This window comes from Paenibacillus sp. MAHUQ-63, from assembly GCF_028765165.1.
GTDB lineage: Bacteria > Bacillota > Bacilli > Paenibacillales > NBRC-103111 > Paenibacillus_E.
This window is the reverse complement of sequence record NZ_JARADB010000003.1, coordinates 1310794-1336282: the sequence shown is the minus strand read 5'-3', so window position 1 is coordinate 1336282 and position 25489 is coordinate 1310794. Positions and strand designations below refer to the sequence as shown.

Here is a 25489-nt window from a genome sequence, read left to right as displayed (position 1 = left end):
TATGAGAAATGTCATTATGATTTCAACCGATCAGCAGCAAGTCAATGCCATGGGCTGTGTGGATGCCAGCTACTCAACCCCCAATCTTGACAACCTGGTCGAAAGATCCGTCAGATTCACTGCGGCCATCAGCACATCCGCACAGTGTTCCCCGTCACGTTCGACCTGGATGACCGGTAAGTATCCCCATCAGGTAGGCGTTTATCAGATTGGGCATGTGCTTGATCCTAAAGAATGGGGGATCGCTAAGGAATTCAATCGGGCGGGATATGAAACGGTATATTTTGGAAAGTGGCATTTGGGCCTGTCGCCTGGTGCGCACGAGTTCCAAATTACAGATTATCGCACGGACGGGCTGGATTTGGCGGGAGCGAACGAAGACCCGCGGTTTCACAGTCACAAGGATGCGATAACTACCACACAAGCCCTAAATTATTTGGACGATTACGACGGCGCGAAGCCTTTCTTCATGAAGCTGAACTGGTATATGCCGCATCCGAATTCCCCTGTTGATCAGCCGTTCGAGTTGCTCGAGCGTTATGCAGGACAATTTCCGCTTGAAGATATGCCAATTCCACGCAGCTTTTATGAGGACGATTTATCTACCAAACCGCCGTTCCAAAGAGAACGGGCATCCGAAGGGGAGTCTGAACTGACGGAGGCGCTTGTGAGGCGGGATGCCCAGCGGTATCGGGCGATGCTAGTCCTTATGGATATCAATCTGGGACGTTTGATGGATAAGCTCGAGTCGAAGGGCATGTTGGAGAATACGGTCATTCTATTTACAAGTGATCATGGAGACATGCAGGGTGCGCATCGATTGCGTCTGAAAGGCGTTATTCCTTATAAAGAGCTATATAATGTACCGCTGCTGCTCTATTTGCCAGGGGTAACACCGAAACGAAAAGTCATTCCGGACCTCATTTCTACTGCGGCAGTAACGGGGACACTTCTGGACGCAGCCGGGATCCCAGTTCCCGAAGAGTGCGAAGGAGGAACGCTGCTTCCCATTCTGGACCGTGAGGAGCCTCCGGCAGAGGAACGCGTCTTTTTCGAACATTATAAAGCCTATTGGGGACGCCATCCGATGATAGGTGTGCAGACGAAGCAGTGGAAGTATGTCTATTACCTTGAAGATAATTTGGAAGAAATGTACGACCTTCAAACTGACCCCGATGAAATTATCAACATTGCTGGACAACCGACGAATGAGGAAGTGAGAAAAGGGTTGCGCCAGGCCGTTCAAACGTGGTGGGATGCTACAGGCGGATTCACTCGGCAAGCTATTGATGATCCGGAGAGTAACTGGGGGAAAGTAGCCAAAAGGTAGGGAAGCACTAAGGTCACTCAGAGCAATCTGGTTGACCTTTTTAAGTCATTTAGTTGAAAGGAGGATGGTCATGATGGCCAGGGCTTTAATGAATCGACCTTGGGAAATTTTTGGGACTTTTCTGAAAATCGGACCAACCACATTTGGCGGCGGCTATGCCATGATTCCGGTAATACAGCTGCCGTCGATTTCGGTTTTTCAGGTGAGGAGTTGGGAGGCTATACTTGGAAAACTTTCGTTGGCCTCATGATCATCGGAGGTGTAATAGTAGGTGTAATGAAATATAGAATGCACCCAATGGCTGTGATTATACTATAAGGAGAGACCATTTTATGACCGATACAATAACAAAACCATCTTGCTGCTCTGTCTCCAGAAATAACGCTTTGATGAACACCTCCATGGAGCTAAAAAAACCAAAGTTGTTTGGCTCGATGCAAGCTGACAAGAATAATATGATTTATTTGTCTGGCGGAGAGTTTCTTATGGGCACAGATGACAAGGATGGCTTTCCTTCGGATGGAGAAGGACCCGTTCGTTCCGTTACTGTCGATCCGTTTTATATCGATCCATGTACGGTAACAAACCTGGAGTTCAAGAGCTTTGTTGATGCTACCAGTTATGTGACAGATGCGGAGAAGTTTGGATGGTCATTCGTGTTTCATCTGTTTGTTTCTGCGCACGGAGTCAAGATACTGGGCTCTACCGTACAAACACCTTGGTGGCTTGCTGTTGAAGGCGCCTGCTGGAACAGTCCGGAAGGTCCTGGATCAACAATCGAAGACAGACCGGATCATCCGGTTATTCATGTGTCTTGGAACGATGCGATGGCATATTGCCAATGGGCAGGGAAACGGCTCCTAACAGAAGCGGAATGGGAGTTTGCGGCCCGCGGGGGCTTGGTTCAAAAAAGATATCCTTGGGGAGATGTACTAAAGCCGGAGGGCAATCATATGTGCAATATCTGGCAAGGGAAGTTCCCTGTCAAGAACAACGCAAGCGACGGTTTTATCGGAACGGCGCCGGTAAAGACATTCGAGCCGAATGGGTATGGTTTATATCAAATTTCGGGTAACGTTTGGGAATGGTGCTCGGATTGGTTTAGTCCGAATTTTCATGTGAACGGTCCGCGGGTAAACCCTGTCGGTCCATCCAGCGGGTCAAGCCGTGTAATGCGCGGCGGCTCGTATCTATGCCATAAATCATATTGCAACCGTTACCGTTTAGCTGCCCGAAGCAAGAATACCCCGGACAGTTCAACGGGAAACATGGGTTTTCGCTGTGCGGCTGACTTTGTCCAAGTAGATTAAGGAGAATCTACATCGTTTCGTGTCCACAACCTCAAAAAATTCGATAATACAGGTGAAGATCTCGAGAATCTGATCTCGATCGGCACGATCGGTCTAATCAAAGCGATCGAGTCGTTTTCACCGAACAAGGGGACGAAGCTGGCGACTTTTGCGGCGCGCTGTATCGAGAACGAGATCTTGATGCATCTGCGCTCGCTGAAGAAAACGCGCAAGGGCGTATCCTTGCATGATCCCATCGGAACGGACAAAGAGGGGAATGAAATTACGCTCATCGACATCCTCGGTACGGAAGCGGACGATGTCGTGGATAAGGTTCAGCTCAAGATAGAGAAAAGTAAGATTTATCGGAATTTGGATATATTGGATGACCGCGAGAAGGAAGTTGCTGTCGGGCGGTTCGGATTGGAGCTCGGAGGGGAAGAACGGACGCAGCGGGAAATTGCGAAGGAGCTGGACGCTGATGAACATTTTGGGGTGCTTGGATGTTGCGGATCGTGGGGACTATGGATTGAATGATCAGGGCAGGACGATTGTGTTGATTACGCACGACCTGGCGATTGCGCAGCAGGCGAAGCGGGTTGTGTATTTTCGGGATGGGTAGTTGAGCGAGGTAGGGTAGTGAGGGCCGGGACTCCGATGGGGTTCCGGTTTTTGGTTTGCCAAACTACATGGATTTGAGTGTAATTTTGGAAGGAAGCGTGGTGTAATATAACAAAGTAACAAAACTGATAATGGTTCCTACGTCAAAAAGCTAGGAAAAATGGGTGCTATCAGCATTCAGGCTATTGGTATGATCGATGTTATCGATGGCCCGGAAGTATCAGATTCCACAAATACGGTATAAGACATGTTCCGTCATAAACAAAGACCTAACGAGATATCGCTGGGTCTGCTTTTAGTTTTGGTGCTAGTTAATCTTGTCATTGTTGGATAATTTGAAATTCTAATTCAAACTGAATTTTACAGCTACTTCCTTGACAGGGACTGTGCTCAAAATACTCCATATGATCCGGGTATCATTGTAAACAAGTATGTAATTTACTTTACATACCTTTTTTTTTGTAATGGTTACAATAAATTCAGTTCTTAAAAGAGGACTGATAAACATTAAGGAGCCTCTAACAGACAGTAGATGCTGTTGAATTAGGGACTTTAAAAAGTTGGAAAAAGAAAAATATGGTAAGGAGACCTATCATGGAAACATTCGATAAAAAGGAAAGACTATACAAGGAGGTGTCCAAATGAAAGCGATTGTGGTGACGGACGAGGCCGCGGGAACGGCCGGGATGAAGCTGGTGGAGCGGCCGGAGCCGGACGTGGCTAGGCTTGCCAGCCTCTCGGGTGCGAGCTACGGTGATGTCGTTGTTCAGGTTCATGCATCGGGATTCACCTGGGATGAATTGATGTGGCCTTCGACATGGATCGATCGCTTCGGGCGGGACCGGACGCCGTCGATCCCCGGCCACGAAGTGGCCGGAGTGGTCACCGCCCTTAGCTATGGTACAACCGGCTTGTCGGTGGGACAGCGGGTATTCGGGCTTACGGACTGGACGCGCGACGGATCCCTCGCGGAGTATGTAGTCGTCGAGGCCCGAAACCTCGCGCCCTTGCCGAGTGATGTTGACTTCACGGTGGGCGCCGGAGTCGCAATGACGGGCCTGACCGCCTGGCAAGGTCTGTTCGAGCACGGTCACCTCCGAGCTGGACAGAGTGTCCTCGTGCACGGTGCGGCCGGAGCAGTCGGCTCGATGGCGGCACAGCTCGCACGTCAGGCCGGCGCCTACGTTATCGGCACAGGACGTGCTGCCCACCGTCAGACGGCGATCGACTATGGCGTACAGGAGTTCGTTGACCTTGAGAACGACTCGTTGGAAGACGTCGGTGGCGTTGATCTGGTTTTCGATGTCTTCGGCGGCGAGATCGGGAATCGGTCTGCGGGTCTTGTTCGAGCCGGAGGAATGCTGGTGACTGTCGCCGGACCGCCCGAGGTACTGCCCGCCAACGGCAAGGCGGTAGACTTCGTTGTTGTATCCGATCGCGCCCAATTGAGTGAAATCGCCCAGCGAGTGCGTGACGGACGGCTGCGGATGAACATCGGCAAAATCGCTACCCTCGACGATGCCATCGCCGCCTTCAACTCTACCGACCGGGTCAAGGGGAAGACAATCATCCGTGTTCGTCCGTGAGGCACAAGGAAAATGTGCATCCATGTTTGTAGGGTAGTTATCATTTGCACTTAAGTCTTTACATTAATCGATACTTTCTGGTGCAACTCTTCCACTTCGGAAATCACCGCCGGATTCAGTCGATGAAAATCTAAAAATAGGTCAAGGAGTGGTATCATGAAGGATTTGGAGAAAAATTTATTCGCTGCACTGCGTGAACGGCGCTCTATTTATGGAATTAGCAAAGAATCACCAATTTCGGACCAAAGAATCCAAGAAATAATCGAGGAAACCGTTAAACATACACCATCGGCGTTTAACAACCAAACTACCCGCGTTGTTCTGCTCTTGGGTGAACAACATGACAAGTTATGGGATATTACGACCGAAGTTCTCAAAGCAGTCGTTTCTGACGAACAATTTTCTTCTACTCAGGAGAAAATGAACGGATTTCGGAACGGATACGGTACAGTTCTTTTCTTTGAAGATCAGTCAACTGTTGAAAGTTTTATGAAACAATATCCATCTTACCGAGAACATTTTCCGACTTGGTCACAACAAACAAATGGAATGCACCAATTGGTGATCTGGATGGCACTGGAAGCTGAAGGGCTAGGTGTAAACCTACAGCATTACAATCCATTGATTGATGATCGGGTAATAGCAGAATGGAAGCTGCCGGAAAGCTGGAAACTGATTGCTCAAATGCCGTTCGGTAAACCGTCTGCCTCAGCAGGTGAAAAGAAATTTAATCCCGTACAAGAACGTATAAAAGTTTTTAAATAGACTTAACCTTGAGACTGTCTCAATGACAGTCTCTTTATTTAACGGCATAATATCCCATTTTTATAAATAAGGATATCGCATTAACTTCGGCCGATTTCCGAAAGACATGATGAAGCTGTGAACGTCATTCATCATTAAACATATTATTGAGTCTACTGATTCTTCTGAAGGCTTCTGGATCTGCACTTGAAATATTAATAAACGTAAGTGAAATGAGGCATACCACTATGAGTTTTACCGGATTTACACAGCATGATTTTGACACCTTTGCCATAGACAATCTTGATGGCCGGATGGAAGCAATACGTGAACGCATTCAACCAAAATTCAAGGAGCTAGGGGATTCTTTGACGCAAGATCTCTCGAGCTTTGCCGGAACCGAGATGTACTTGCATATCGCCAAACATTTGCGCCGCAAAATTAATCCTCCTGTGGATACCTGGATGGCCATCTGTCCGAACAAACGGGGCTACAAACAAGTCCCACACTTTCAGGTTGGACTGTTTGATGACCGAGTCTTTATATGGCTTGCTTTGATTTACGAGCTGCCGAACAAAAGCAACATAGCCACTGCTTATATGAAGCATCTCGAGCAGATCCGTAAGGAAGTTCCTTCCAACTTCTTCATTTCGTTTGACCATATGAAAAAAGACGTCACACCTGTAGCGGAATTGGACAACAGCGGCTGGACAGAAGCACTGGCTCATTTCCGGGATGTGAAGAAGGCGGAACTACTGATCGGCCGCAACCTACACTTCCAAGATCAGGTGTTGACGAAGCCCGATGAGTTCAAACAACTGGTCACACAAACCTTCGAGAAGCTCATCCTGTTGTATCAGCTGGCTGTAGATGCATCATAGTGAGAATAAAATTTTAAAGATAAAAGGTGAAAAATATGGTGAAGTTTAAGGCATGGGCATTTTTGATCGGGGCTAATCTATTTTGGGCCGGTAATATCATTTTTGGAAAATTGATTGTAGGTGAATTACCTTCTGAATGGACAGTCTTTCTAAGGTGGGTCGTCGGACTAATACTTCTTATTCCTATTGCTCAATTTATTGAGAAGCCTTCATGGGGTCAATTATGGAGGAATAACTGGGTGTTAATCATTTTGCTGGCTGCCTTATCCATCGTACTCTACACCTATCTATCGTATGCTTCATTGCGGTTCACATCTGCGACGAACAGCGCTCTATTTACTACCCTTACTCCTGGCTTGATTATGCTCTTTTCGTTGATTTTCCTAAGAGACAAAGTAAGTGTTTTTCAGTTCTTTGGATTAATCACCTCGTTTATTGGTGTTCTGATTGTGTTGACCAAAGGCAACCTATTGCAGTTGTTTCATACTCAGTTTAACGAGGGCGATGCGATCATGCTATTGGCCGTTTTATGTTGGACTGCTTATTCATTGCTTTTAAAAAAAGCAAGAGGTATTCCACCTGTAACATTGGTAGCGATGATTGCGCTGGTCGGTGCTATTTTGATGATTCCTTTTTTACTTTTCCAGCCGATTCACTCCGACAAAATCACTTCATTGGGGATCGTAGGGGTTATATACATGGGAGTGTTCCCGTCAGTCGGTTCGTTTATCTTTTGGAATCAAGGAGTTAAGATACTAGGTGCGACCAAGGCCGGCATAACGATGAATCTGATTCCTGTCTTTACAGCAATTATTTCGGTTACCTTGGGACATGCTTTGGAGATGTCGCAGATGCTCGGGGGACTCATGACGATTGCCGGTATGTTATTAATTGCAATAAAGCGGAAACAGGTATTACAAATAACCGCTCACGCCTCTCAATAGCTAAGTCCAAAAGAAACAAATTAAAATCCTTAAAGACTGGATGTGCTGTTACAGCACCGATTTAAATTTGACGAACTAAGATTGACCAGTAAGTATTAAAACACTAGTGACTCGCTCTTTATGATTAACCTAGGAGCGGGTTTTCCTTTACATATTTGTTCGTGGTACTTTCGGACATTGCACCTTTGACAACCAAGTCTTATCCACAAGCCTGCTTAGTGGTTTGTGGTACAATTAGCGGGGAATGTTGATCTCGTATTGTGGCACATGGACCGGATATCGTATGATACATGCCTTTCAGCCAAATCATTAACGGGAAAGCATTATCACCATATTTCCTACACCACTAAGGATCAATATGTAAGCAGGTTGACTATATCAAATCATAAAATCAAAAAAAACACTCGTCCTAATACTAATAGGCCGGTGTTTTTTTTGATTTCCAAATTTTTCGCTGACGGAGAAGGGCAATTCACTGTAATTAGAAGAAAGAAGATACTGGGTTCCACATCCTGATATTAAAGTCATTGTAGATTCACATCGAGGCCTGTGCGACTTTCGAATAGTTGAAGCGCCATTCTAATAAACAATTGGACAGCAATCGAAGATTCCTCTAATGAGGATACGGCAAGATGAATTTCACGATGCCACTTCGGATCCAACCTACGAAAAATTACGTTAGAAGGAAGATTCATTGTAGACAGTTCAGACATGATACCAATACCTAATCCTTCTTGGACCATATTCATTGTTGTCATGTAATTATTGAGTACATATTTTATGTTGGGTTGTATTCCGGATTGCTCAAACCAATCCATCACGGGAGGCTTGCAACCGGATTTACAAATAATCAAGGGTTGATCCATGAGATCGCGCGCCTGAATAACAGACTTCGCGGAAAGAGGATGATTTTCCTTAAATACTGTGTATATTTCTTCCCGGTATAAAGGGAATGTTATGAGTTCATCGTGATGGACAGAAGGTACGATAAGTCCAACATCAACGTCTCCGGATTCAAGCATTTCCTTTATTTCAGTAATGGTTCCCTCATGAAGTGTAAATTCTATTTTCGGATACTTCTCTACAATACTTCTTATGATTTTGGGAATGAAGTAGGAAGAGGCTAAGGGAAAAACACCGATCCTTACAATGCCAGTATCAAGTCCTTTTTCACGAGCAATTTCTTGATCAATTCTCTCAAAGTAAGGCAATATCTCTTTGAAAAATCCCAAAATACGTTCCCCGATATCAGTGAAATGAACGCCATAATGACGACGATTGCGGGCAATAAGCTTTACCCCCAATTCAGCTTCAAGTGCTGCCACTGCACGGCTGACTGCAGGCTGCGTCATATAGAGTTCTTTTCCTGCTTTTGTGAAGTTTCTCGTATCAGAAATCTTAACAATTAATTGCATTAGCCCTCTATTCATATCAAAGTTGGTATGCTCCTAATAAGTTATAGTCATTTTATCTACGGTTTGATGTATTGTAATATTTGATTGGGGATCAAACGAATCATTGAGAAATTTCCTATGCGAAAATAATTAATGAAATTTTCAGGTTACTTCATAGATGTAGCAGAATATTTTTTGTGTTTTTTTGATAGGAGGCGCCACATGGACGATGTTTTGCTGGACTCTCAATCTTTGCTTCTTCAGTTATTCAATAAATACAAAGGTGATCAGGAATGGGAGAAAGGCAGGGCACTGTTCGTTTCCATGAATTGCCGTGATCAAGCTACCGCGAATCATTCACTGGTTGTTGCATTTATTGCATACAACTTAACTAGGCACATTCGTCGTACCTCCTGTAATCCAGAACGAATGTTTCTCGCCGGTTTGTTACATGACATAGGAAAATTATCAATGCCGGATGGCATTTTGAAATCATCACATCGTCTGAACATTGAAGAAAGATCTTTGGTTCTGGAACATGTGAAGGTTGGGCATGACACGTTAAAAGAACTTGACTTTGGTTCGGATATCCTTCATTTTTGCTACTCACACCATGAAAGACTTGATGGCAGCGGCTATCCTCAAGGCACGACAAATCAGAGTGAAATTGGGTGTATTGCTGCCATCTCTGATATTTATTCAGCATTAAAGTTACCACGTAGCTACCGCTCAAATTGTCTAAGTGACAAAGAGATTATAGAATTTTTACTTAAAAACGATGACAAACTCAATAGAAATTACACATACAATCTCAAATCTTTTCTCTATAACCGCTCAGAAATCACGAAAGAACGTAAAGTATTTACCGGTAATTCCAAATAGAAGCGATGGTAATTGGGCTCGAGTTCAAGTCAATGACTAAAGAAATTGAATCTCTTAAAGAATCTCACATCATCGATTAGTTGCATAACATTATTGCAGTGAACGGACTTTTTTTAAGGCTTCTGACGGTTCCATACGCATTCTATGGTTTAAATCTGAAGCACCTGCTATTACAGTTCCATTTTTATCAATAATGTATGTGGCTGTGACGGGAAGTTCAAACATAAGGTCACCGTTATATTGATGGAGCTCAATACCAGATCGTTTCTGAACGGCTTGCATGAAGTCAGGCAGCTTGTATTTAAGATTGTAGTTTTCCGCAGTTTTGTTGTTCGCATCGGTAAGGACGAAGAAGCTCAGTTCATGTTTTTCTTTCATGGAAAGCGAATGATCTGGTGTTTGCGGGCTAATGGCAATCAATTGAGCACCGGCAGCTTTAATCTCATTCATGATGCGCTCATAGGCCTTCAATTGCAAATTGCAGTACGGACACCATTCACCCCGATAAAACACAATAATGACGGGGCCCTTGGCTAGTTCTTCAGATAATGTGACAAGTTTGCCCGTAGCATCTTCCAAGGTAAAGTCGGGAGCCTTATCTCCGATATTCAGTCCTTTGCCTGCACCTTGATCTCGAAGGTCCTGAATCAATCTGGCAAATGTAGCCGCTGCATCTGGCGACATATGATGTTGAGCCTGAAATGCATCAAGTTCATCTTTTAAGCTTTTTTCCCATCGAGAAACACTGTCCTGGACCATTAGCGAAATCGATTGTTGAATTGGCGGGAATTCAAATCCAAAGGATGCTGCTTTGGCATTTAATATCTTCCAAGTATAAGGAAACATGGCGTAGGGGGATAAAGTTTGTTCTTCATGTCGGCCTACATGAAACATCGGGGGCATATTCAAGCAGTCCCCTATCTCATAACAGAGTTCTTGGATGCTTAAGTAACCGCTATTCGCCGCATTGATTGGTCCGGCAAAGTCGGATTTGGCTCCGATAAAATGAAGAAATTCGGCCGCATCCCACGCTGTCACATAAGTAATAGGATGTTCGGCTTCCAACACACCGATAGACTTATGTTCAGCAACATGCCTCACATAGTAATCAAAACGGCCTGTATAATCGTCGGTTCCGGATACGACCATGGCTACGCGAACCGCAACGACAGGAAATACCGCATTCCGGAAGAAATAAGCTTCAGCTTGGCGTTTTCCTTCGGCATACTCATATTTCTGAGCGTCTAAATCATAGCTGTATTGTTCCGGCATGAAATCTTCTTCAGTGATTTCGGTATCTTTACTGCTATAAACCGCCATACTTGAGGTTAATACATATCGCTTAACGTGGTCTCTAAACACTTCCAAGGCAATTTTGGCATCTTGGGGATTAAAGCAGATTTGATCGTAGACGACATCATAATTACAATTTCCGAACGCTTCCATCATGGCCTCTTGATTCTTTCGGTCAAACTTTATTCGAGTCACGGCGTCGCCAAAATCATCCGGTGTCTGGCCTCTTGTTGCAATGGTCACATCGTGGCCATCCCCGAGTAATAATTGGACTAAACGGCGACCGAAAAACGTTGTCCCTCCTAAAACGAGTATCTTCATCCATATTCCTCCTTCATGTTTGACTTCTTATTAATTGAGCGAATTTTCTCCTGCCATCGAGGACAAAACTAGTTGGCGGTTTAGTTTACAGATTAACATGCCAACCGAATCGGGATCTGTCATCTAAATTACATTGTTCTGCCGTTTTACACAATTTCAAAAAAATGGAGATTTGTAATCTACTTCACAGAACTCCGCTTTCATTTGGATTTATTATCAAGGTATCAATTCGATATTGGAGGTTTCAGAACAATGAGCAACCCAAATTTAACCGAACAGTTGGAAGCGGCCACTCAGCAGTTTAAGGCCAACTCACCGATTGAAGCGCAGATCAAGATCGGCCAAATGATTGAGGAACTTCAGAAATCGGGGGTCGCTTCCGGGAAGCAACCAGGTGATAAGGCGCCGGACTTTAAATTAACAAACGCAATAGGACAGGATGTCATTTTATTTGAAGAGCTCGCGAAAGGGCCGGTTGTGCTAGTTTTCTATCGCGGCGGATGGTGTCCTTTTTGTAATATGCAATTAAAGGCTTACCAGCAGATATTGCCGGAAATTCAGGCGATAGGCGCGCAGCTTATAGCGATTAGCCCGCAAAAGCCGGATCATTCGTTATCCCTTCAGGAAAAGGAAGGATTGGAATTTCAAGTCCTTAGTGATCCGAACGGCTTGGTAACGGCAAAATACAATCTGCTCTTCGATGTACCTCCGGGAGTAAGAGGACTCATGGAAGGTATCGGACTCGATCTTGCGGAGTACAACGATACTTCACAATGGGTTTTGCCGGTTCCGGCTACTTTCATGATTGATGAGAGTGCCATTATCCGCTCCTCCTATGTCAATCCGAACTTCATGCAGCGTCAAAGTCCTGAGGAAATTTTGCGAGAACTTAAAAAGCTGTAACGTTTTCACCATTCATTTGTAAGCAGAATCATCAATTAACTCTGAATAACCGAGGCTTTAGATTGGATATCGCTTGTATTATCCGTACGGTAATACTGGCATATCCATATAACATGGTGATACTGGAGTAAGTAATATGTCTGAGCTTAGCGACAATCGGTGCATCCTAATATAGAAGCTGCTTGAAATTCTGCATTAACTGTTAGTTAAAAAAGGAGAATATATCATGACAATGACCAAGGAAGAAATTTTGGAAGTTCATCATTTTCGGCATGCAACCAAACAATTCGATCCTAGTAAAACCATTTCCGACGACGACTTTAAATTTATACTGGAAGTGGGCCGGCTCTCGCCCAGCTCGTTCAGCAGTGAGCCCTGGAGATTTGTTGTTGTTCAGAACGAACAGCTTCGGAACAAAATAAAAAACGCTTCGTATGGTGCGGCCAGCAAACTTCCGGAGGCTAGTCATTTCGTCATTATTCTGGCCCGGACCCCGCTGGATATGAGATATGACTCTGCCTACCAGAAGGAGCAGCAATCTAAAGCCGTTCCGGAGGAACGCTTGGCAAGGCATCTTGAAATCTTTGAAGAGTTCCAGAGAAATGATTTCAAGCTCCTAGATCATGAGCGTTTTCTTACTGACTGGGCCATCAAGCAGACTTATATACCGCTTGCGAACATGATGACGGCTGCGGCGCAAATCGGCATTGACTCATGTCCGATCGAAGGCTTTAACATTGAGAAAATCAATCAGCTGTTGAACGAGGAAGAGCTGCTGGAGGACGGACATTTTACAATCTCGGTTATGATTGCCTTCGGTTATCGTAAAAAAGAGCCGGGACCGAGAATACGGCTTCCGTTTGATGATGTTGTGAAGTGGGTCAAATAACATAATATGACGGCATTTGTAGGGTTCGCAAGCATGTCAGAAATGGGTTCAAACTAATCCGGGGACTACCATTTTTGTGTAACTGTGTGAATTTGTCAATGGGTCCAGAATCGGCTGCGGACAAACATTGGGCCTCTGACGCCGGTTGCGTTAAACGCCTTTCTCACATTTACGATGGAGCACTCGGAGATTACCGCAAATCCCATTATAATCTAGGAGGCAGCAAATGACTCAATTATTATATATTACCGCTACTCCCAAGTCGCCGGACCGTTCAGTCGGCCTACAGGTCGGACAGGCGTTTCTTCAAGCTTATCGGGAAGCTCATCCGAACGACGACGTACGGGTGTTTGATGTCTACCAAGAAGCGTTTCAAACGGTCGACGGTGATGTCGTGCGGGCATGGGAGAAATTGAGAAAAGAACGCCTTGACTTCTCCGAGTTGAGTCCCGTGGAACGGCAGAAAGTTAATGCCCTCAACGACATTACCGAAATGGTGATTCGTGCCGATAAATACGTGTTCGTCTCCCCCATGTGGAATTGGGGGATTCCCCCTCGGCTCAAGGCGTTCATCGATGCCTTTGTTATCGTCGGCAAAACGTTCTATTACACGGAACGCGGGCCGGTCGGTCTCCTGCACGACAAAAAAGCGCTGCACATCCAGTCGAGCGGCGGAATTTACTCCGCAGGGCCGGCAGCGGTCATGGATCACAGCCATCCTTATTTGCGCCAGGTGCTCGGCATCGTCGGGATTCGCGACGTACAAGCATTGTATGTGGAAGGCCATGATTTTCAACCGGAACGCGCAAAAGAGATCGTCCAGGCAGCAATGGAACAGGCCGTCAAGATTGCCGCGGCCTGGTAATGAACCGGACGCGAAAAATCCCCTGTCTAGGGGATTTTTTTGTTGATCGCTCCATTGGCGCCAAGCCGCGCTAACTCGTCTTGTTTGCAAAGAAGACTGGATTTAAGAATATGTCAGATAGCTTAACCGGTAGTTAATCAGCAATCTAAAATTGGGTAGACCACCGGAAATCCGGTGGTCTTTGCTTATCAATGTGGAGGGATATTTTCTTCAAGCATTGTAACGTCAAGTTGAACAGATAGACGTGATGCCTTAATGACACCCTCCTTGGCAAGCTCGCTCATCACGTTACTTACCGCTTCGCGGCTAGCACCGGTCATATTGGCAATCTCTTGATGAGAAAGTGGCAGATCGATCAAAGCATATCCGTCTTGAATGACGCCGAATTTGGCGCTCAGTGTGGAAAGGAGATGGAGCACGCGTTCTCTAAGACCATGAAGCGCAAGCTGTTCCAATTGATCTTCTCGCTCCTTTAACCGGTCACTGAGTGCTTTAAGAAATTTGAGCGCGAGCTGAGGCCTATTTAGCATCAAACGTTCGAACTGAGGCTCGGTGATGGTGCAAAGAAGTGACGATTCCATCGTTTCAATATAAACTCGCCTAGTTCCGAACGAGAATGAATTTAACTCTCCAAATATATTTCCTCTTGTGAGAATGCCAAGCGTGAACTGTTTTCCGCTATCGTTCAGTTTATAGAGTCTAAGCTTGCCCTCCTTTACAAAATAGAGTCCCTCGCGCGCGGACTCCGGGGTTTGGACCAATGTGTTTTTTGTAATCCAATTGAAATGATTAATGGTATCTAATTGATCGATCTCTCTTATCTCTTCTCGTGACATTTCTTCAAAAATACTTATTTGTGATAAATACCAGAGCTTGTTCATTGAATTTGTATCCTCCAAATAGTATTAGCCAACGGGAAAAGGATTCTTGATAAGTTGACATGCATCTCCCATGGTTGTTTTGTAAATGGTCATATCATGATCTTCCGCGGGTAATAGACCTACCAGCCTGCGATCAATAACGTAGTTTCTCCTAAACCGAGTTTCTACATTCGTATTCTCCTTTCACGTTTTATTTCTTTTGAATAAGAGAATATTCTCCCAATTGGCAGCTAATTGATAGCTTACTGTCCATGGCAGGCTTCTTGGTTTTTGTAGATTAACATGACAACCGAATAGCTTTCTGTAATTTACTTTACATTATTCTGCTCTTTTCTCGATTTCAAAAATAAAATGAAGAACTGTAAATTGCATTACATAACTAGGATTTTTTTAGAATTACAATCAAGCTATCATTCGATATTGGAGGTATCAGAACAATGAGTAACCCAAATTTATCCGAACAGTTGGAAGCGGCCACTGTGCAGTTTAAGGCCAATTCACCGATTGAAGCACAGATCAGGATCGGTCAAATTCATTATACCAATGAGCAGATGCGTGACTACCTTGAGTACAAAGGGTATGAAGTCGGTGATTCACACGATCTGCAATTAAAAGCTCAAACGTTGAATTTCAGATTTGATGAAGATAAAGAGCTGTGGATTGGTTGATTTTACTCAACCAACCGCGCATTGAAAAATTCAAAAAAAGGAGGTCGTTCTAAATGAAAAAAATGTTATGGGTCATTCTCATGATGTCTACCGGAACTTCCTTTACTTCGCCTTTATTTCCGTTGTATCAGGAGCAGTACCAATTAAGCAGTCTTCAAATCTCCATTTTATTCGCCGTATATGCGGTCTTTCTTCTGCCCTCTTTGCTCATTGTCGGCTCTAGAGGTAGCGGTTGGGGGCTGAAACGGGTTCTTCGTATCAGCATCCTGTTGTCGATCCTGGCCACTCTTCTCTTTATGGCAAGCCAGCAGGCCTGGCTCGTTTACGTGGCGAGAATGCTGGAAGGAGTTGCTTACGGCAGCTTTACGGGCACCGCAGTCGCGTTTTTGCTAAAGCAATCGTCTAAAGAGGAAGCAGGCAAAGCGATTCTGTTATCGGGTATGGCCGTTTCAGTTGGTTTCGGTCTAGGTCCTGCTTTGGCAGGTTTAATCATCCAGTATCTGCATCTGATGCCCCTGCGTACGCCGTTTTGGGTTTTGACCCTTCTGTTACTGAGCGGTTGGGTTGGCTTGGAAACGCTGCAGGACAAGGATTTTCAAGCGCGGAAGGAACACAGTCGAACGGTGCCGGCATCGATCTCACTTGTGGTGCCTACCGACATTAAGCCTCACTTCTGGTCTTTTAGTGCGCTGCCCTTTTTCACGCTATTTACCTTGAACGGAACCGTTCTCTCATTGATTCCTTCGTTTGTAAAAAACGTGATTCATACTTCCAACCTTGCCGTGTCTGGTCTACTGATTCTGTTACTAATGGGAGGTGGTACGATGATGCAAATGCTGCCTTGGTTCAAACAACCGGTTGTACGCCTCCGTATCGGTATCGCTTTATTGGCTTGCGGAGCCTGGCTTGTCGTTCTATCAGGGACGTCGGAAAGCATAAGACTAATGTGGATCGGGGTGATGGTTCAGGCGCTGGGCAGTGGTTGGACGTTCCAGATCAGTCTGCGACTGGCCGGCGAGCTTCCGAATGCATCGGAGCGGGCGAAGGTGATATCGACTTTCTACTTTGCGGGTTACATCGGGTTTATTGTTCCAATCGTGGGCGTTGGTCTACTGAGCTACTTATTTGGCTTGTACGTGTCTCTGATTATCCTGAATGTTCTCGCTTCCCTGGTGGTGATCTATATGTTGGGTTATTCCGTAAGGTTTGCGCGGTTCTATTCCGCTAGAAACGGATCGCATACTCATGCGGAAGGTCTTCCATCCAAGATGAGTTCGCAGGCCTTGCAATCCTGACGGATGAGCGCGGGGGATAATCTCCGTTCTGATTACCTACTTCTCATTTGAACATTAAGAATGAGGTTGTTTATTCTACGAGTCACGAAGAAAAGCGTAAGTTCAAAAGGGAAATTCACCTCAGAACTTGCGCTTTTTGATTATTGATGCCCTTTAGGAAAATTTCTTAGGCGAAACCCATCCGAGAGCACCAGGTTTACTCCCTCTAAACCTTTTGAAGCTGTAGAAGCCTGCCTGAATTCTCGGTTATCCTTATGTTGTTATTCCCTCATGTATAGTAAAGGCGTTCTTTCCATAATATAACACGAAAAATAATGAGCATTGGGAGATTTTGGCCATGAAGGATTTATTTTCAATGAATACAGAGTTTAAAAACCTCGATCAATTATTAAAATTATCCGGAAAATCGAGTGACTTTAAGAAAACAGTTATTTTACTTGGTAAACAAGAAGTGAGTATTTTTTATTTTACTACCCTAATCGATACGAAATGGATGCAGCAACATTTGATTCTTGTGATGCAAAATCGCGCTTTGGATTCCGAAATCAAGGAAATCGAGGATATAAAGGCTTGGATCCCCATTAATGATGTAGAGATTACCGACGAGTTAACAAATATTCAATCCAAATTGCTGAAAGGTTATGCGATCGTTCAACTTCATGAAAATGATCAAAAGTGTGCATTGGTTAATTTAGCCGACAATCATGGAATGCGAGAAAACAATGATACGGAAAACGAGTTTAGCGTCGTCGGCCCTAAAGTCGGTTTCGTAGAGGACCTGGATACAAACATCGGTTTGCTAAGAGCAGAAATCAATATCCCAAACTTGATTATAAAAGAAATTATCCTTGGAACAACTTCAAAAACAAAAGTCGCAATCATTTATATCGATGGGTTGACAAATGAACAGTATATTCAAACTGTTGAGCAAAGGCTTACTGATATTGATTACGATTTCGTGTTTGATTCGTCCTTACTGGACCAAATGATGTCAGATAATTCTTTGACACCATTTCCATTGTTTGTATCCACGGAACGCAGGGACCGAGCGGTGTATTCACTTATTAGCGGGCAAGTCGCGGTCATTAGCGACGGATCACCTTATATTCTGACGGGACCCTCTACATTGTTTGATTTTTTTATTTCCGCGGAAGATTATTATTTGCCATGGATATTAGGTTCTTTTTTTCGATTGATTCGAATCTTAGGTGTTATTTTTTCGTTGTTTGCCACGTCAATGTATGTTGCGATAACCACATTCCATTATGAAGTCATTCCAAAAGATTTGCTTAGCCCCCTTATTTTTTCCAGACAAAACGTTCCATTTCCGCCCTTCTTTGAAGTGCTTTTTTTAGAAATAACCATTGAATTTCTTCGGGAAGCAGGGGCCAGATTACCTACAAAAATTGGCCAAACCTTAGGTATTGTCGGAGGAATTGTTATCGGTCAAGCCGCGGTCCAAGCAGCTTTAACAAGTAATATTTTATTAATTGTTGTCGCGCTATCGGCTTTAGCCTCATTTACGACACCGATATATAAGATGTCAAATGCGATACGATTTTTACGCTTTCCTATCATCATTCTGTCAGCGATATGGGGGGGAATTGGCATATTTATCGGGATCGGTATTTTGTTCGTCCATATTATTCGTTTGAAATCACTAGGCTCTCCTTACGCTGTTCCGATTTTTCCTTTCAGGATTATGTCTTTTAAAGACAGTTTTATACGTTCATCTTTTCAAATTCTGAATAAAAGACCTCAACATTTAAGACCAAAATCTTCAGTTAAGTATTTGCCTAAACCAGTTAAACGGAAAAATGTCTTAGATGAAGAATAAATTATGGAAAGAGGGCCATTATGGATAGGAGAAAAATTTTTCCAATTATTATTTTGTGTGCAGTTTTATCGGCATGTTCCGATCAAAAAATTGTGAATCAGATTTGTCTTGTCCATGCAATTAGCTTTGATACCGTTGCGAATGGCAAAAAAAGCGCTGCTCTAATTTCTCACTTTAAAGAACAGGGAAAAACAGAACTAGACGTTTTACATACGGAATCCAACTCTAATATTGGCGCTCTGCCACGACTAAATACGCGGACAAATGATCCCCTTGAAAGGGGACAGCTAAGGATGATGTTATTCGGAAAAACGAGTGCAGAAAAAGGGATTGGGGCTGAAATCCATCATTTTCTTCGCGATCCTAAAATTTCATCGCGGCTTCAGCTTGGAGTCGTGGATCGGGATGCTTCGGAACTGTTGGAAATCATCAAAAAAACCCATGAACCGTTTTTTTTATCGGATATGATTGAGCAAAACATGAGAAACGGAAATTTACCGATGATGAACCTTCATGTATCCTTGTTTAATTATTATGGTGAAGGACGAGACATGTTTTTACCGTATTTTAAAATAGATCACGGAGAAGTAATAATCGATGGCCTGGCTTTATTTAGAAGTGATCAAAAGATAACTGAAATCAGCATGAAGGACGCTTTCTTATTAAAAATGCTTATTCAGAACTCGAAGAACGGGGACTACAAGGTTCCAGTTGCAGGAAAAACATCAGACAAACAGAGTGAAGATTTTATTTTATTGAGAAGCATGCATTCAAATGTAAACTATATTGTGAACAATGTTAATCCAATCCCTTCTATTTCAATTAGGTTGAAATTGGTGACGGAACTTCAGAATGTCCCGGATTGGGTGGATTTGAGATCAGAAGAGCAGCTTACACAGCTTGAAAAAACGATGGGTTCTTATTTAAAAACAGAAATTGAAAAATTCCTTTCACTATTGAAAGAAAATAAGGTTGATCCAGTCGGCTTTGGCGACTTGGTAAGAAGTCGGTCTATGAATTGGAGTGCCCAAGATTTTGAAAAAATTTATCAAGTAATAAAAACAACTGTAAGTGTTCAAGTTAAAATTGCTAATACTGGTAATGCTTGAACGATGTCTGGAAATTCAGTTTAGTGAGGTGTTTCGTAAATGAAAAATGCTGTTGACGAAAAATACCTAATATCTCCCTTCTTAATTGTTCCTCTAATGTATGTCAGTATGGTCGGGGTCGGAGTTCTGAATTTCCAACGTGAAGTGGCCGAACATGCCGGATATAATGCTTATATCTCTGTTGTTTTAGTGGGGATTAGCATTCATTTAATCTTATGGATGATTTATAAAATTTTAAGTTCTAATCAAGAAGGTCTAGATGTAACTGCAATCAACAAAACATGTTTCGGGAAAATTGCAGGAAACATAATCAATTTCGCAATCGTTCTTTATTTTTTTTTCGGGGCTTATATTGAATTCAAAGCCTATATTGAAGTTATACAAGTCTGGATGTTTCCATCAATGAAAATTTTACCCATAAGCACCCTTTTGGTATCGTTTATATACTATACCGTATCAGGCGGGTTTCGGAGCGTTACAGGACTAAGTTTTTTGGGATTCCTAATGGCACTTATTTTTATTATTCCAGAGAATATGTCAGTTTTGCCGTATACACATCCGTTAAACTTGATGCCTCTTTTTAACCATTCAATAACCGATATATTACTCTCTTCTAAAAGTATGCTATATCAATTCTTGGGATTTGAAGCTCTTCTACTCTTTTACCCATTCATTAAATCACCAGAAAAATCTCAAAAGTGGGCACATTTGATGATATTTTTTGTTACATTATTGTATTTGATGGTAATAATCATAACGTTTATGTATTTCAGTGAAGGGCAGCTGCGCGAAATCACTTGGCCTACGCTTAATATGCTCAAGATAGTTGAAGGACCAGTGTTCCAGAGAATAGAATATCTAGCGATTTCATTGTGGTTGCTTAAAAATTTGTCTGGTATATCTTTAAGCTTGTGGAGTGCATGCCGCGGAATGAAAAACATTTTTCAGATCAAACCGCGTGCGAGCTTGCTTATTTTTCTGCTCGGAATTCTGATACTAGAGTATTTTTTGCAGGATCGCAGTATATTTAGATGGATGTCCAAGTTTTATGCTGACGTCGGACTTTATTTTATTTATGGATATATCCCGATTATGTTCGTTGCAACACAAGTAAGGAAAAAATGGAATAAGGGGTAATCATACAGCTGATAGAAGCCTTAAACGAATGAATAATAGTACACCCAGGTTGTTAAGTAATTACTCAAAAACGGGACAAGGTGGTTGATCATCCTTTGAGAATGATTCGAATGATGGGCCACCGAGGCTCTTTTTCTCATTTCACGAGGCATGCATCTTTTAACCGATGAAAGTCGGGTCGAGGGAGGGGAAAGTTTCGCTAGGAGGCCCTCCTTACGTCGAATTCCGTTCGTATGAAATGCTTAGACGAGTAAAATTCGAGGATAACCGCTATTGTATTTGCCGATTGTAATCTGTTTTACAGATAATCAGAGAATTGAGTGGTAATTTAATAATAGGAATGAACGAAAGTTGTATTAAAAACGCAAGAGGAGGCCTTCTTATGCATTATAAAACGATTATTATCGGTACGGGTCCGGCGGGTCTAACCGCGGCGATCTATCTGGCAAGAGCGAGTGTTGTTCCACTTATTATTGAAGGAATTCAACCCGGCGGCCAATTGACGACAACAACCGAGGTCGATAACTTCCCGGGGTTCCCGGACGGAATTATGGGTCCTGAGCTGATGGATAACATGCGCAAGCAGGCGCTGCGCTTCGGCGCTACGATTCAGTCAGGACGGGTGACGGCAGTGGACTTGTCCAAGCGTCCGTTCACGCTGTTCTTAGAGGACGGCGGTCAATTGACAGCTGACTCGCTTATTATTTCGACAGGCGCATCGGCCAAGAAGCTGGGTATCCCCGGCGAGACCGAGAATATCGGCAGAGGTGTGAGCACCTGTGCAACCTGCGACGGCTTCTTCTTCCGCAATAAGAAAATCATCGTGATTGGCGGCGGAGATACCGCGATGGAGGAGGCGCAATTCCTGACCCGGTTCGCGTCCGAGGTTCGCGTCGTGCATCGCCGCAATGAACTGAAGGCTTCGAAGATCATGCAGGATCACGCGCGCGGCAACGAGAAGGTTGCCTGGAGCCTGAACCGGACACCGCTCGAAGTAACGGCGGGGCCGATGGGCGTCAGCGGACTGAAAGTGCGCAGCAACGAAACGGGCGAAGAGGAGCTGCTGGAAGCCGACGGAATTTTCCTGGCGATCGGCCACACGCCGAATACAGGCTTCTTGGGCGGGCAGCTGCCAACCGATGAGCTCGGTTACCTGCAAGTCATTCCAGGCACATCCCAAACCGCTATCCCTGGCGTGTTCGCCTGCGGCGACGTGCAGGACCGCATTTACCGCCAAGCCATTACGTCGGCTGGCAGCGGTTGTATGGCCGCGTTGGATGCGGAACGGTTCTTGTCCGAGCAGTACGCTTAATATTTTCACATAACTGAATCTCAATCATTCAACCATTCATAAGGGAGGCAAATGCCATGTCAGTTCAACCGATAACAGATGCTACTTTCCAAAATGAGACCGCAGCGGGCACCGTGCTCGTCGATTTCTGGGCGCCTTGGTGCGGACCATGTAAAATGATCGCTCCGGTACTGGACGAATTATCCGCCGAGATCGGCGATAAAGCCAAAATCGTAAAAATCAATGTGGATGACAATCCGGAATCCGCGGCCAAATATAACGTCATGAGTATCCCTACCTTGTTAATATTCAAAGACGGGCAAGTCGTGAACCAACTCGTCGGCGTGCAGCCGAAAGATCGATTGAAGGCCGCTATCGAGCAGGCCTGAGAGTCAGTAAACAACACCCATACACCATATTTCCATTCAAATAGCAGTGTACATGCAGAATTAAAAAAATATACGGTAGGGACATTAGCTCCCGTTTGAAATATATGTTGTGAAATTACTGCATGAATTTCATCGTAACGTGGGTATGATACAATCATTATGGTAATAAATAGCTGTTCGGTCGAAGATGTTCCACTTTGTATTATGCAATGCCTGAGATTGAAGGAGAACTTGAAGGCTTTCAGGATCAAGCCTCAATCGGACTCGTTTTTTTGAAAATGATTCTTCGAAAGACTATTTTATGGAGATCCTCAGTTCGCAATATCCCAAAAATAATGAAAAGGGTGCATGAAGGAATGGAATCACGATTGAATTTAGCACACAAAATCGGTCAAGGGATTTCACCTCAACAGTTCATGGATCACATGCAGATTCGTTCGATGGAACTCAGTAATATCCCGAATACCAAAGATCTGTTTTTCTCCGTTTACGATAATTTCGCATGGACGCATGAAGACAAGAAAGCATTCTATACTGCATTAAACAATCGCTCCGACCTGCACTGTTTGATTCTATGCACGGACTGGTGTCCGGACGTCATCTGGAACGTCCCAATACTGTTTCGAGTGATGGAGCAGTGTCACATTTCGACTGAAGTGTTGCTTATGGAAGAGCATATGGAAACTATGGATCTCTTTCTCACGGATGGAGGGCGGGCACAGCCGATCGCTGTTTTCTTGAATGGGTCCGGTGATGTTCTAGGCAGATGGGGAGCGCGTCCAGCCTATATTCAGGCCGTGATGGAGAGGTTTAAAAAGAACAATCCAAATAAACAGGAACCTGATTATAAGGAGAAATTGAACCAAATATATCGGGAGATCGGCGAGATCTATCATACTGGCAACGAATATCAGGGAGTTATACTTCATGAATTAAAAGATTTGTTTACTACCTTCCCTTCGTGAATTTTTTCCCGATTGATGGGATTAAATGCTTGGATCGAAGAGCCGACATAGCACTGTTTGTATTTCAGTCATTTCATGCAAAAATTATATTTTAATAGTTACAGATCGCCGAGACTGGTGCTCCCCTTTAAAGTTAACAGGTAAACTACAAAGCCTGTTACAGGAAGGAGAGCTTTATTTTGCCTCGAAGACTACGGCCACAAATACTAGCGGTGAAAAAAATGGAAGTTTTTCGGAAGATGATGAAAGTAGTTGGTTAAAACCAAAAAAATGTTTTGTGATTAACTTGGGCATTTTGAAGTGCGACTTAGGTAAAACTAAATAGACTCCCGGGTGCTCTTAGGAAGACGTTTAACAACCAAATCGTAAGAGTGATCGATCATTTCAAAGATATCCGAGACTGGCAAAGAACCCTCGAGATTAATGGTATTCCAGTGCTGTTTGTTCATATGATACCCCGGTCGAACGTCTACATGCTGCTCTCTCAAGTTTTCCGCTGCCACCGGGTCGCATTTTAGGACCAAATACCCTTTTTTCTCATAAATAAGAGCAAATATTTTACCTGCAATTTTTATCGCTACTGGATCAGTTCCCGCACCCAAAGGATAATCTAAGTTCGCTCCTTTTTTGTTTAGACAGTATTCCATGATATTATTATACAAATCGACTCATCTCCCTGGTAAATGAAAACGTATAGTCCACTCCGTTTATCTAAACGGTTGGTAAGCATCTTCAGTATCTTTATTTTATAAAACGAACGTTCCCAATTTTTAATTAGAATCCTTTTATTTATCGAAAGCTGCCGATTCCGCAAGTACACCTTGTTGAGTTATTCGTATGCCAACTACCTTCCAGTGATCGACTGCTTCGCATAGATGATCCGCAAAGGCGTGCCCTCGAACACCGCCTGTCAACCCTTGCTGCCTCAGTCCGGTCCCATTGAATGATCCAGCAAAGACTGCCTGAACTCCGGGGGTCTTTGCATATCAATGTGTAGAGTTTCGGGAATGATTTTCTTCAAGTATTGTAACAGCAAGTTGAATAGACATGCGTGATGTCTTAACTACGCCCTCCTTGGCAAGCTCGCTCATCACGCCACTGACCGCTTCGCGGCTAGCACCGAGCATATTCGCAATTTCTTGATGGGAAAGAGGCAGATCGATCAGGGCATATCCGTCTTGAATGACTCCGAATTTTACGCTCAGTGTGTAAAGGAGATGGAGCACGCGTTCTCTAAGACCATGAAGCGCAAGCTGTTCCAATTGATCCTCGCGCTCCTTTAGCCGGTCACTGAGTGCTGTAAGAAATTTGAACGCGAGCTGAGGTCGATTGATCATCAGCCGTTCGAACTGAGGCTCGGACATGGTGCAAAGAAGCGACGATTCCATCGTTTCAATATAAACTCGCCTAGTTCCGAACGAGAATGAATTTAACTCTCCGAATATATTTCCTCTTGTGAGAATGCCAAGTGTGAACTGTTTTCCGCTGTCGTTCAGTTTATAGAGTCTAAGCTTGCCCTCCTTGACGAAATAAAGTCCCTCGCGCGTGGACTCCGGGGTTTGGACCAATGTGTTTTTTGTGATCCAATTGAAATGATGGATGGTATCTAACTGATCGATCTCTCTCATTTCTTCTCGCGACATTTCTTCAAAAATGCTGATTTGCGATAAATACCAAAGCTTGTTCATTGAATATCGAGCCTCCAAATGAGTGATAGCCAGCGGGATACGGATCCTTGATACCATGGTTGTTTATAAACCAACATAAAAGAGGGGTTTCGTATATTTCAGTTCGGCGATTGGAAGCCAGTCGGCCGCGCATTCCGTTCACGGGTCCGAATAAGTAAGGTTCATCGGTTTCATCTTCTATCTGAAACTTTGCATTGGCAATATCCACATTAGCATGTAAAATTGGATTCCATCAGATCCACTTTTATTTGAAAATCAGCATACCACTTATAGAAATGAGGGAGGCA

24 protein-coding genes and 1 pseudogene are annotated in these 25489 nt (G+C 43.9%); 20 read left to right on the top strand and 5 right to left on the bottom strand.

All coding sequences use genetic code 11. From position 1 onward, the window contains the following. Position 1: 1 nt before the first annotated feature. The 8 genes and pseudogenes from PUT07_RS21755 (at position 2) to PUT07_RS21715 (ending at position 7395) form a co-directional block, all read left to right on the top strand. Positions 2-1330 (top strand): sulfatase family protein, encoded by a 1329-nt coding sequence (locus PUT07_RS21755; RefSeq protein WP_274470543.1) that lies wholly within the window; start codon positions 2-4, stop codon positions 1328-1330. 70 nt (positions 1331-1400) lie between these two features. Then, positions 1401-1580, top strand: coding sequence for a chromate transporter (locus tag PUT07_RS21750; protein ID WP_274470542.1), 180 nt, complete (start codon positions 1401-1403; stop codon positions 1578-1580). Positions 1581-1662: 82 nt separating this feature from the next. After that, positions 1663-2640 (top strand): formylglycine-generating enzyme family protein, encoded by a 978-nt coding sequence (locus tag PUT07_RS21745; protein ID WP_379240238.1) that lies wholly within the window; start codon positions 1663-1665, stop codon positions 2638-2640. A 24-nt stretch (positions 2641-2664) separates the two neighbouring features. Beyond that, positions 2665-3093, top strand: a pseudogene (locus tag PUT07_RS21740) (sigma-70 family RNA polymerase sigma factor); the annotation flags it as partial. A gap of 788 nt (positions 3094-3881) precedes the next feature. Further along, positions 3882-4826: an NADP-dependent oxidoreductase gene (locus PUT07_RS21730; RefSeq protein ID WP_274470541.1), complete on the top strand. Its 945-nt coding sequence runs from the start codon at positions 3882-3884 to the stop codon at positions 4824-4826. A 165-nt stretch (positions 4827-4991) separates the two neighbouring features. After that, positions 4992-5591 (top strand): nitroreductase family protein, encoded by a 600-nt coding sequence (locus PUT07_RS21725; protein ID WP_274470925.1) that lies wholly within the window; start codon positions 4992-4994, stop codon positions 5589-5591. Between the two features lie 227 nt (positions 5592-5818). Next, positions 5819-6451, top strand: coding sequence for a DUF1054 domain-containing protein (locus PUT07_RS21720; protein WP_274470539.1), 633 nt, complete (start codon positions 5819-5821; stop codon positions 6449-6451). Between the two features lie 35 nt (positions 6452-6486). Next, complete coding sequence (locus PUT07_RS21715) at positions 6487-7395, top strand: DMT family transporter (RefSeq protein WP_274470538.1); 909 nt, start codon at positions 6487-6489, stop codon at positions 7393-7395. A gap of 524 nt (positions 7396-7919) precedes the next feature. Here PUT07_RS21715 and PUT07_RS21710 read toward each other — a convergent pair. Continuing rightward, on the bottom strand, positions 7920-8810 hold the full coding sequence (locus PUT07_RS21710) for a LysR family transcriptional regulator (RefSeq protein WP_274470537.1): 891 nt from the start codon (positions 8808-8810) through the stop codon (positions 7920-7922). A gap of 201 nt (positions 8811-9011) precedes the next feature. On the opposite strand from PUT07_RS21710, the gene PUT07_RS21705 reads away from it, so the two are divergent. Then, positions 9012-9671 carry an HD-GYP domain-containing protein gene (locus PUT07_RS21705; RefSeq protein WP_274470536.1) on the top strand — a complete coding sequence of 220 codons (660 nt, stop codon included), beginning with the start codon at positions 9012-9014 and terminating at the stop codon, positions 9669-9671. 90 nt (positions 9672-9761) lie between these two features. Here PUT07_RS21705 and PUT07_RS21700 read toward each other — a convergent pair whose 3' ends face one another. Then, positions 9762-11285, bottom strand: a complete 1524-nt coding sequence (locus tag PUT07_RS21700) for a redoxin domain-containing protein (RefSeq protein WP_274470535.1) — start codon at positions 11283-11285, stop codon at positions 9762-9764. Between the two features lie 204 nt (positions 11286-11489). Here PUT07_RS21700 and PUT07_RS21695 point away from each other — a divergent pair, with 204 nt between their 5' ends. The 3 genes from PUT07_RS21695 (at position 11490) to PUT07_RS21685 (ending at position 13942) form a co-directional block, all read left to right on the top strand. Further along, entirely contained in the window at positions 11490-12188 is a 699-nt protein-coding gene (locus PUT07_RS21695; RefSeq protein WP_274470533.1) for a peroxiredoxin-like family protein, read from the top strand. A gap of 226 nt (positions 12189-12414) precedes the next feature. Next, positions 12415-13077 carry an NAD(P)H-dependent oxidoreductase gene (locus tag PUT07_RS21690; RefSeq protein WP_274470532.1) on the top strand — a complete coding sequence of 221 codons (663 nt, stop codon included), beginning with the start codon at positions 12415-12417 and terminating at the stop codon, positions 13075-13077. 226 nt (positions 13078-13303) lie between these two features. Beyond that, positions 13304-13942, top strand: a complete 639-nt coding sequence (locus PUT07_RS21685) for an FMN-dependent NADH-azoreductase (protein WP_274470531.1) — start codon at positions 13304-13306, stop codon at positions 13940-13942. A gap of 188 nt (positions 13943-14130) precedes the next feature. Here the strand turns inward: PUT07_RS21685 and PUT07_RS21680 are convergent, their stop codons facing one another. Then, positions 14131-14823 carry a Crp/Fnr family transcriptional regulator gene (locus PUT07_RS21680; RefSeq protein ID WP_274470530.1) on the bottom strand — a complete coding sequence of 231 codons (693 nt, stop codon included), beginning with the start codon at positions 14821-14823 and terminating at the stop codon, positions 14131-14133. A gap of 437 nt (positions 14824-15260) precedes the next feature. On the opposite strand from PUT07_RS21680, the gene PUT07_RS21675 reads away from it, so the two are divergent. The 8 genes from PUT07_RS21675 to PUT07_RS21640 all read left to right on the top strand — a co-directional run bounded on the left by PUT07_RS21675 (position 15261) and on the right by PUT07_RS21640 (position 23514). Next, entirely contained in the window at positions 15261-15491 is a 231-nt protein-coding gene (locus PUT07_RS21675; RefSeq protein WP_274470529.1) for a hypothetical protein, read from the top strand. Between the two features lie 53 nt (positions 15492-15544). Beyond that, positions 15545-16786 carry an MFS transporter gene (locus tag PUT07_RS21670; RefSeq protein ID WP_274470528.1) on the top strand — a complete coding sequence of 414 codons (1242 nt, stop codon included), beginning with the start codon at positions 15545-15547 and terminating at the stop codon, positions 16784-16786. 337 nt (positions 16787-17123) lie between these two features. Continuing rightward, positions 17124-18623, top strand: a complete 1500-nt coding sequence (locus PUT07_RS21665; protein ID WP_274470527.1) for a spore germination protein — start codon at positions 17124-17126, stop codon at positions 18621-18623. Positions 18624-18643: 20 nt separating this feature from the next. Then, positions 18644-19732: a Ger(x)C family spore germination protein gene (locus PUT07_RS21660; protein ID WP_274470526.1), complete on the top strand. Its 1089-nt coding sequence runs from the start codon at positions 18644-18646 to the stop codon at positions 19730-19732. A 39-nt stretch (positions 19733-19771) separates the two neighbouring features. Beyond that, positions 19772-20869, top strand: a complete 1098-nt coding sequence (locus PUT07_RS21655; protein ID WP_274470525.1) for a GerAB/ArcD/ProY family transporter — start codon at positions 19772-19774, stop codon at positions 20867-20869. Between the two features lie 382 nt (positions 20870-21251). After that, positions 21252-22181, top strand: coding sequence for a thioredoxin-disulfide reductase (trxB, locus tag PUT07_RS21650; RefSeq protein WP_274470524.1), 930 nt, complete (start codon positions 21252-21254; stop codon positions 22179-22181). A gap of 56 nt (positions 22182-22237) precedes the next feature. Then, the gene (gene trxA, locus PUT07_RS21645) at positions 22238-22549 is read left to right on the top strand and encodes a thioredoxin (RefSeq protein ID WP_057304526.1); all 312 of its coding nucleotides are present in this window, start codon (positions 22238-22240) and stop codon (positions 22547-22549) included. Between the two features lie 356 nt (positions 22550-22905). Beyond that, positions 22906-23514 carry a thioredoxin family protein gene (locus tag PUT07_RS21640; RefSeq protein WP_274470522.1) on the top strand — a complete coding sequence of 203 codons (609 nt, stop codon included), beginning with the start codon at positions 22906-22908 and terminating at the stop codon, positions 23512-23514. 317 nt (positions 23515-23831) lie between these two features. Here PUT07_RS21640 and PUT07_RS21635 read toward each other — a convergent pair whose 3' ends face one another. Both PUT07_RS21635 and PUT07_RS21630 read right to left on the bottom strand, forming a co-directional pair. Beyond that, positions 23832-24176, bottom strand: coding sequence for an MmcQ/YjbR family DNA-binding protein (locus PUT07_RS21635; RefSeq protein WP_274470520.1), 345 nt, complete (start codon positions 24174-24176; stop codon positions 23832-23834). A 324-nt stretch (positions 24177-24500) separates the two neighbouring features. Continuing rightward, a complete protein-coding gene (locus PUT07_RS21630; protein WP_274470519.1) occupies positions 24501-25202 on the bottom strand; it encodes a Crp/Fnr family transcriptional regulator in 702 nt (233 codons plus the stop codon). Positions 25203-25489 lie beyond the last annotated feature (287 nt).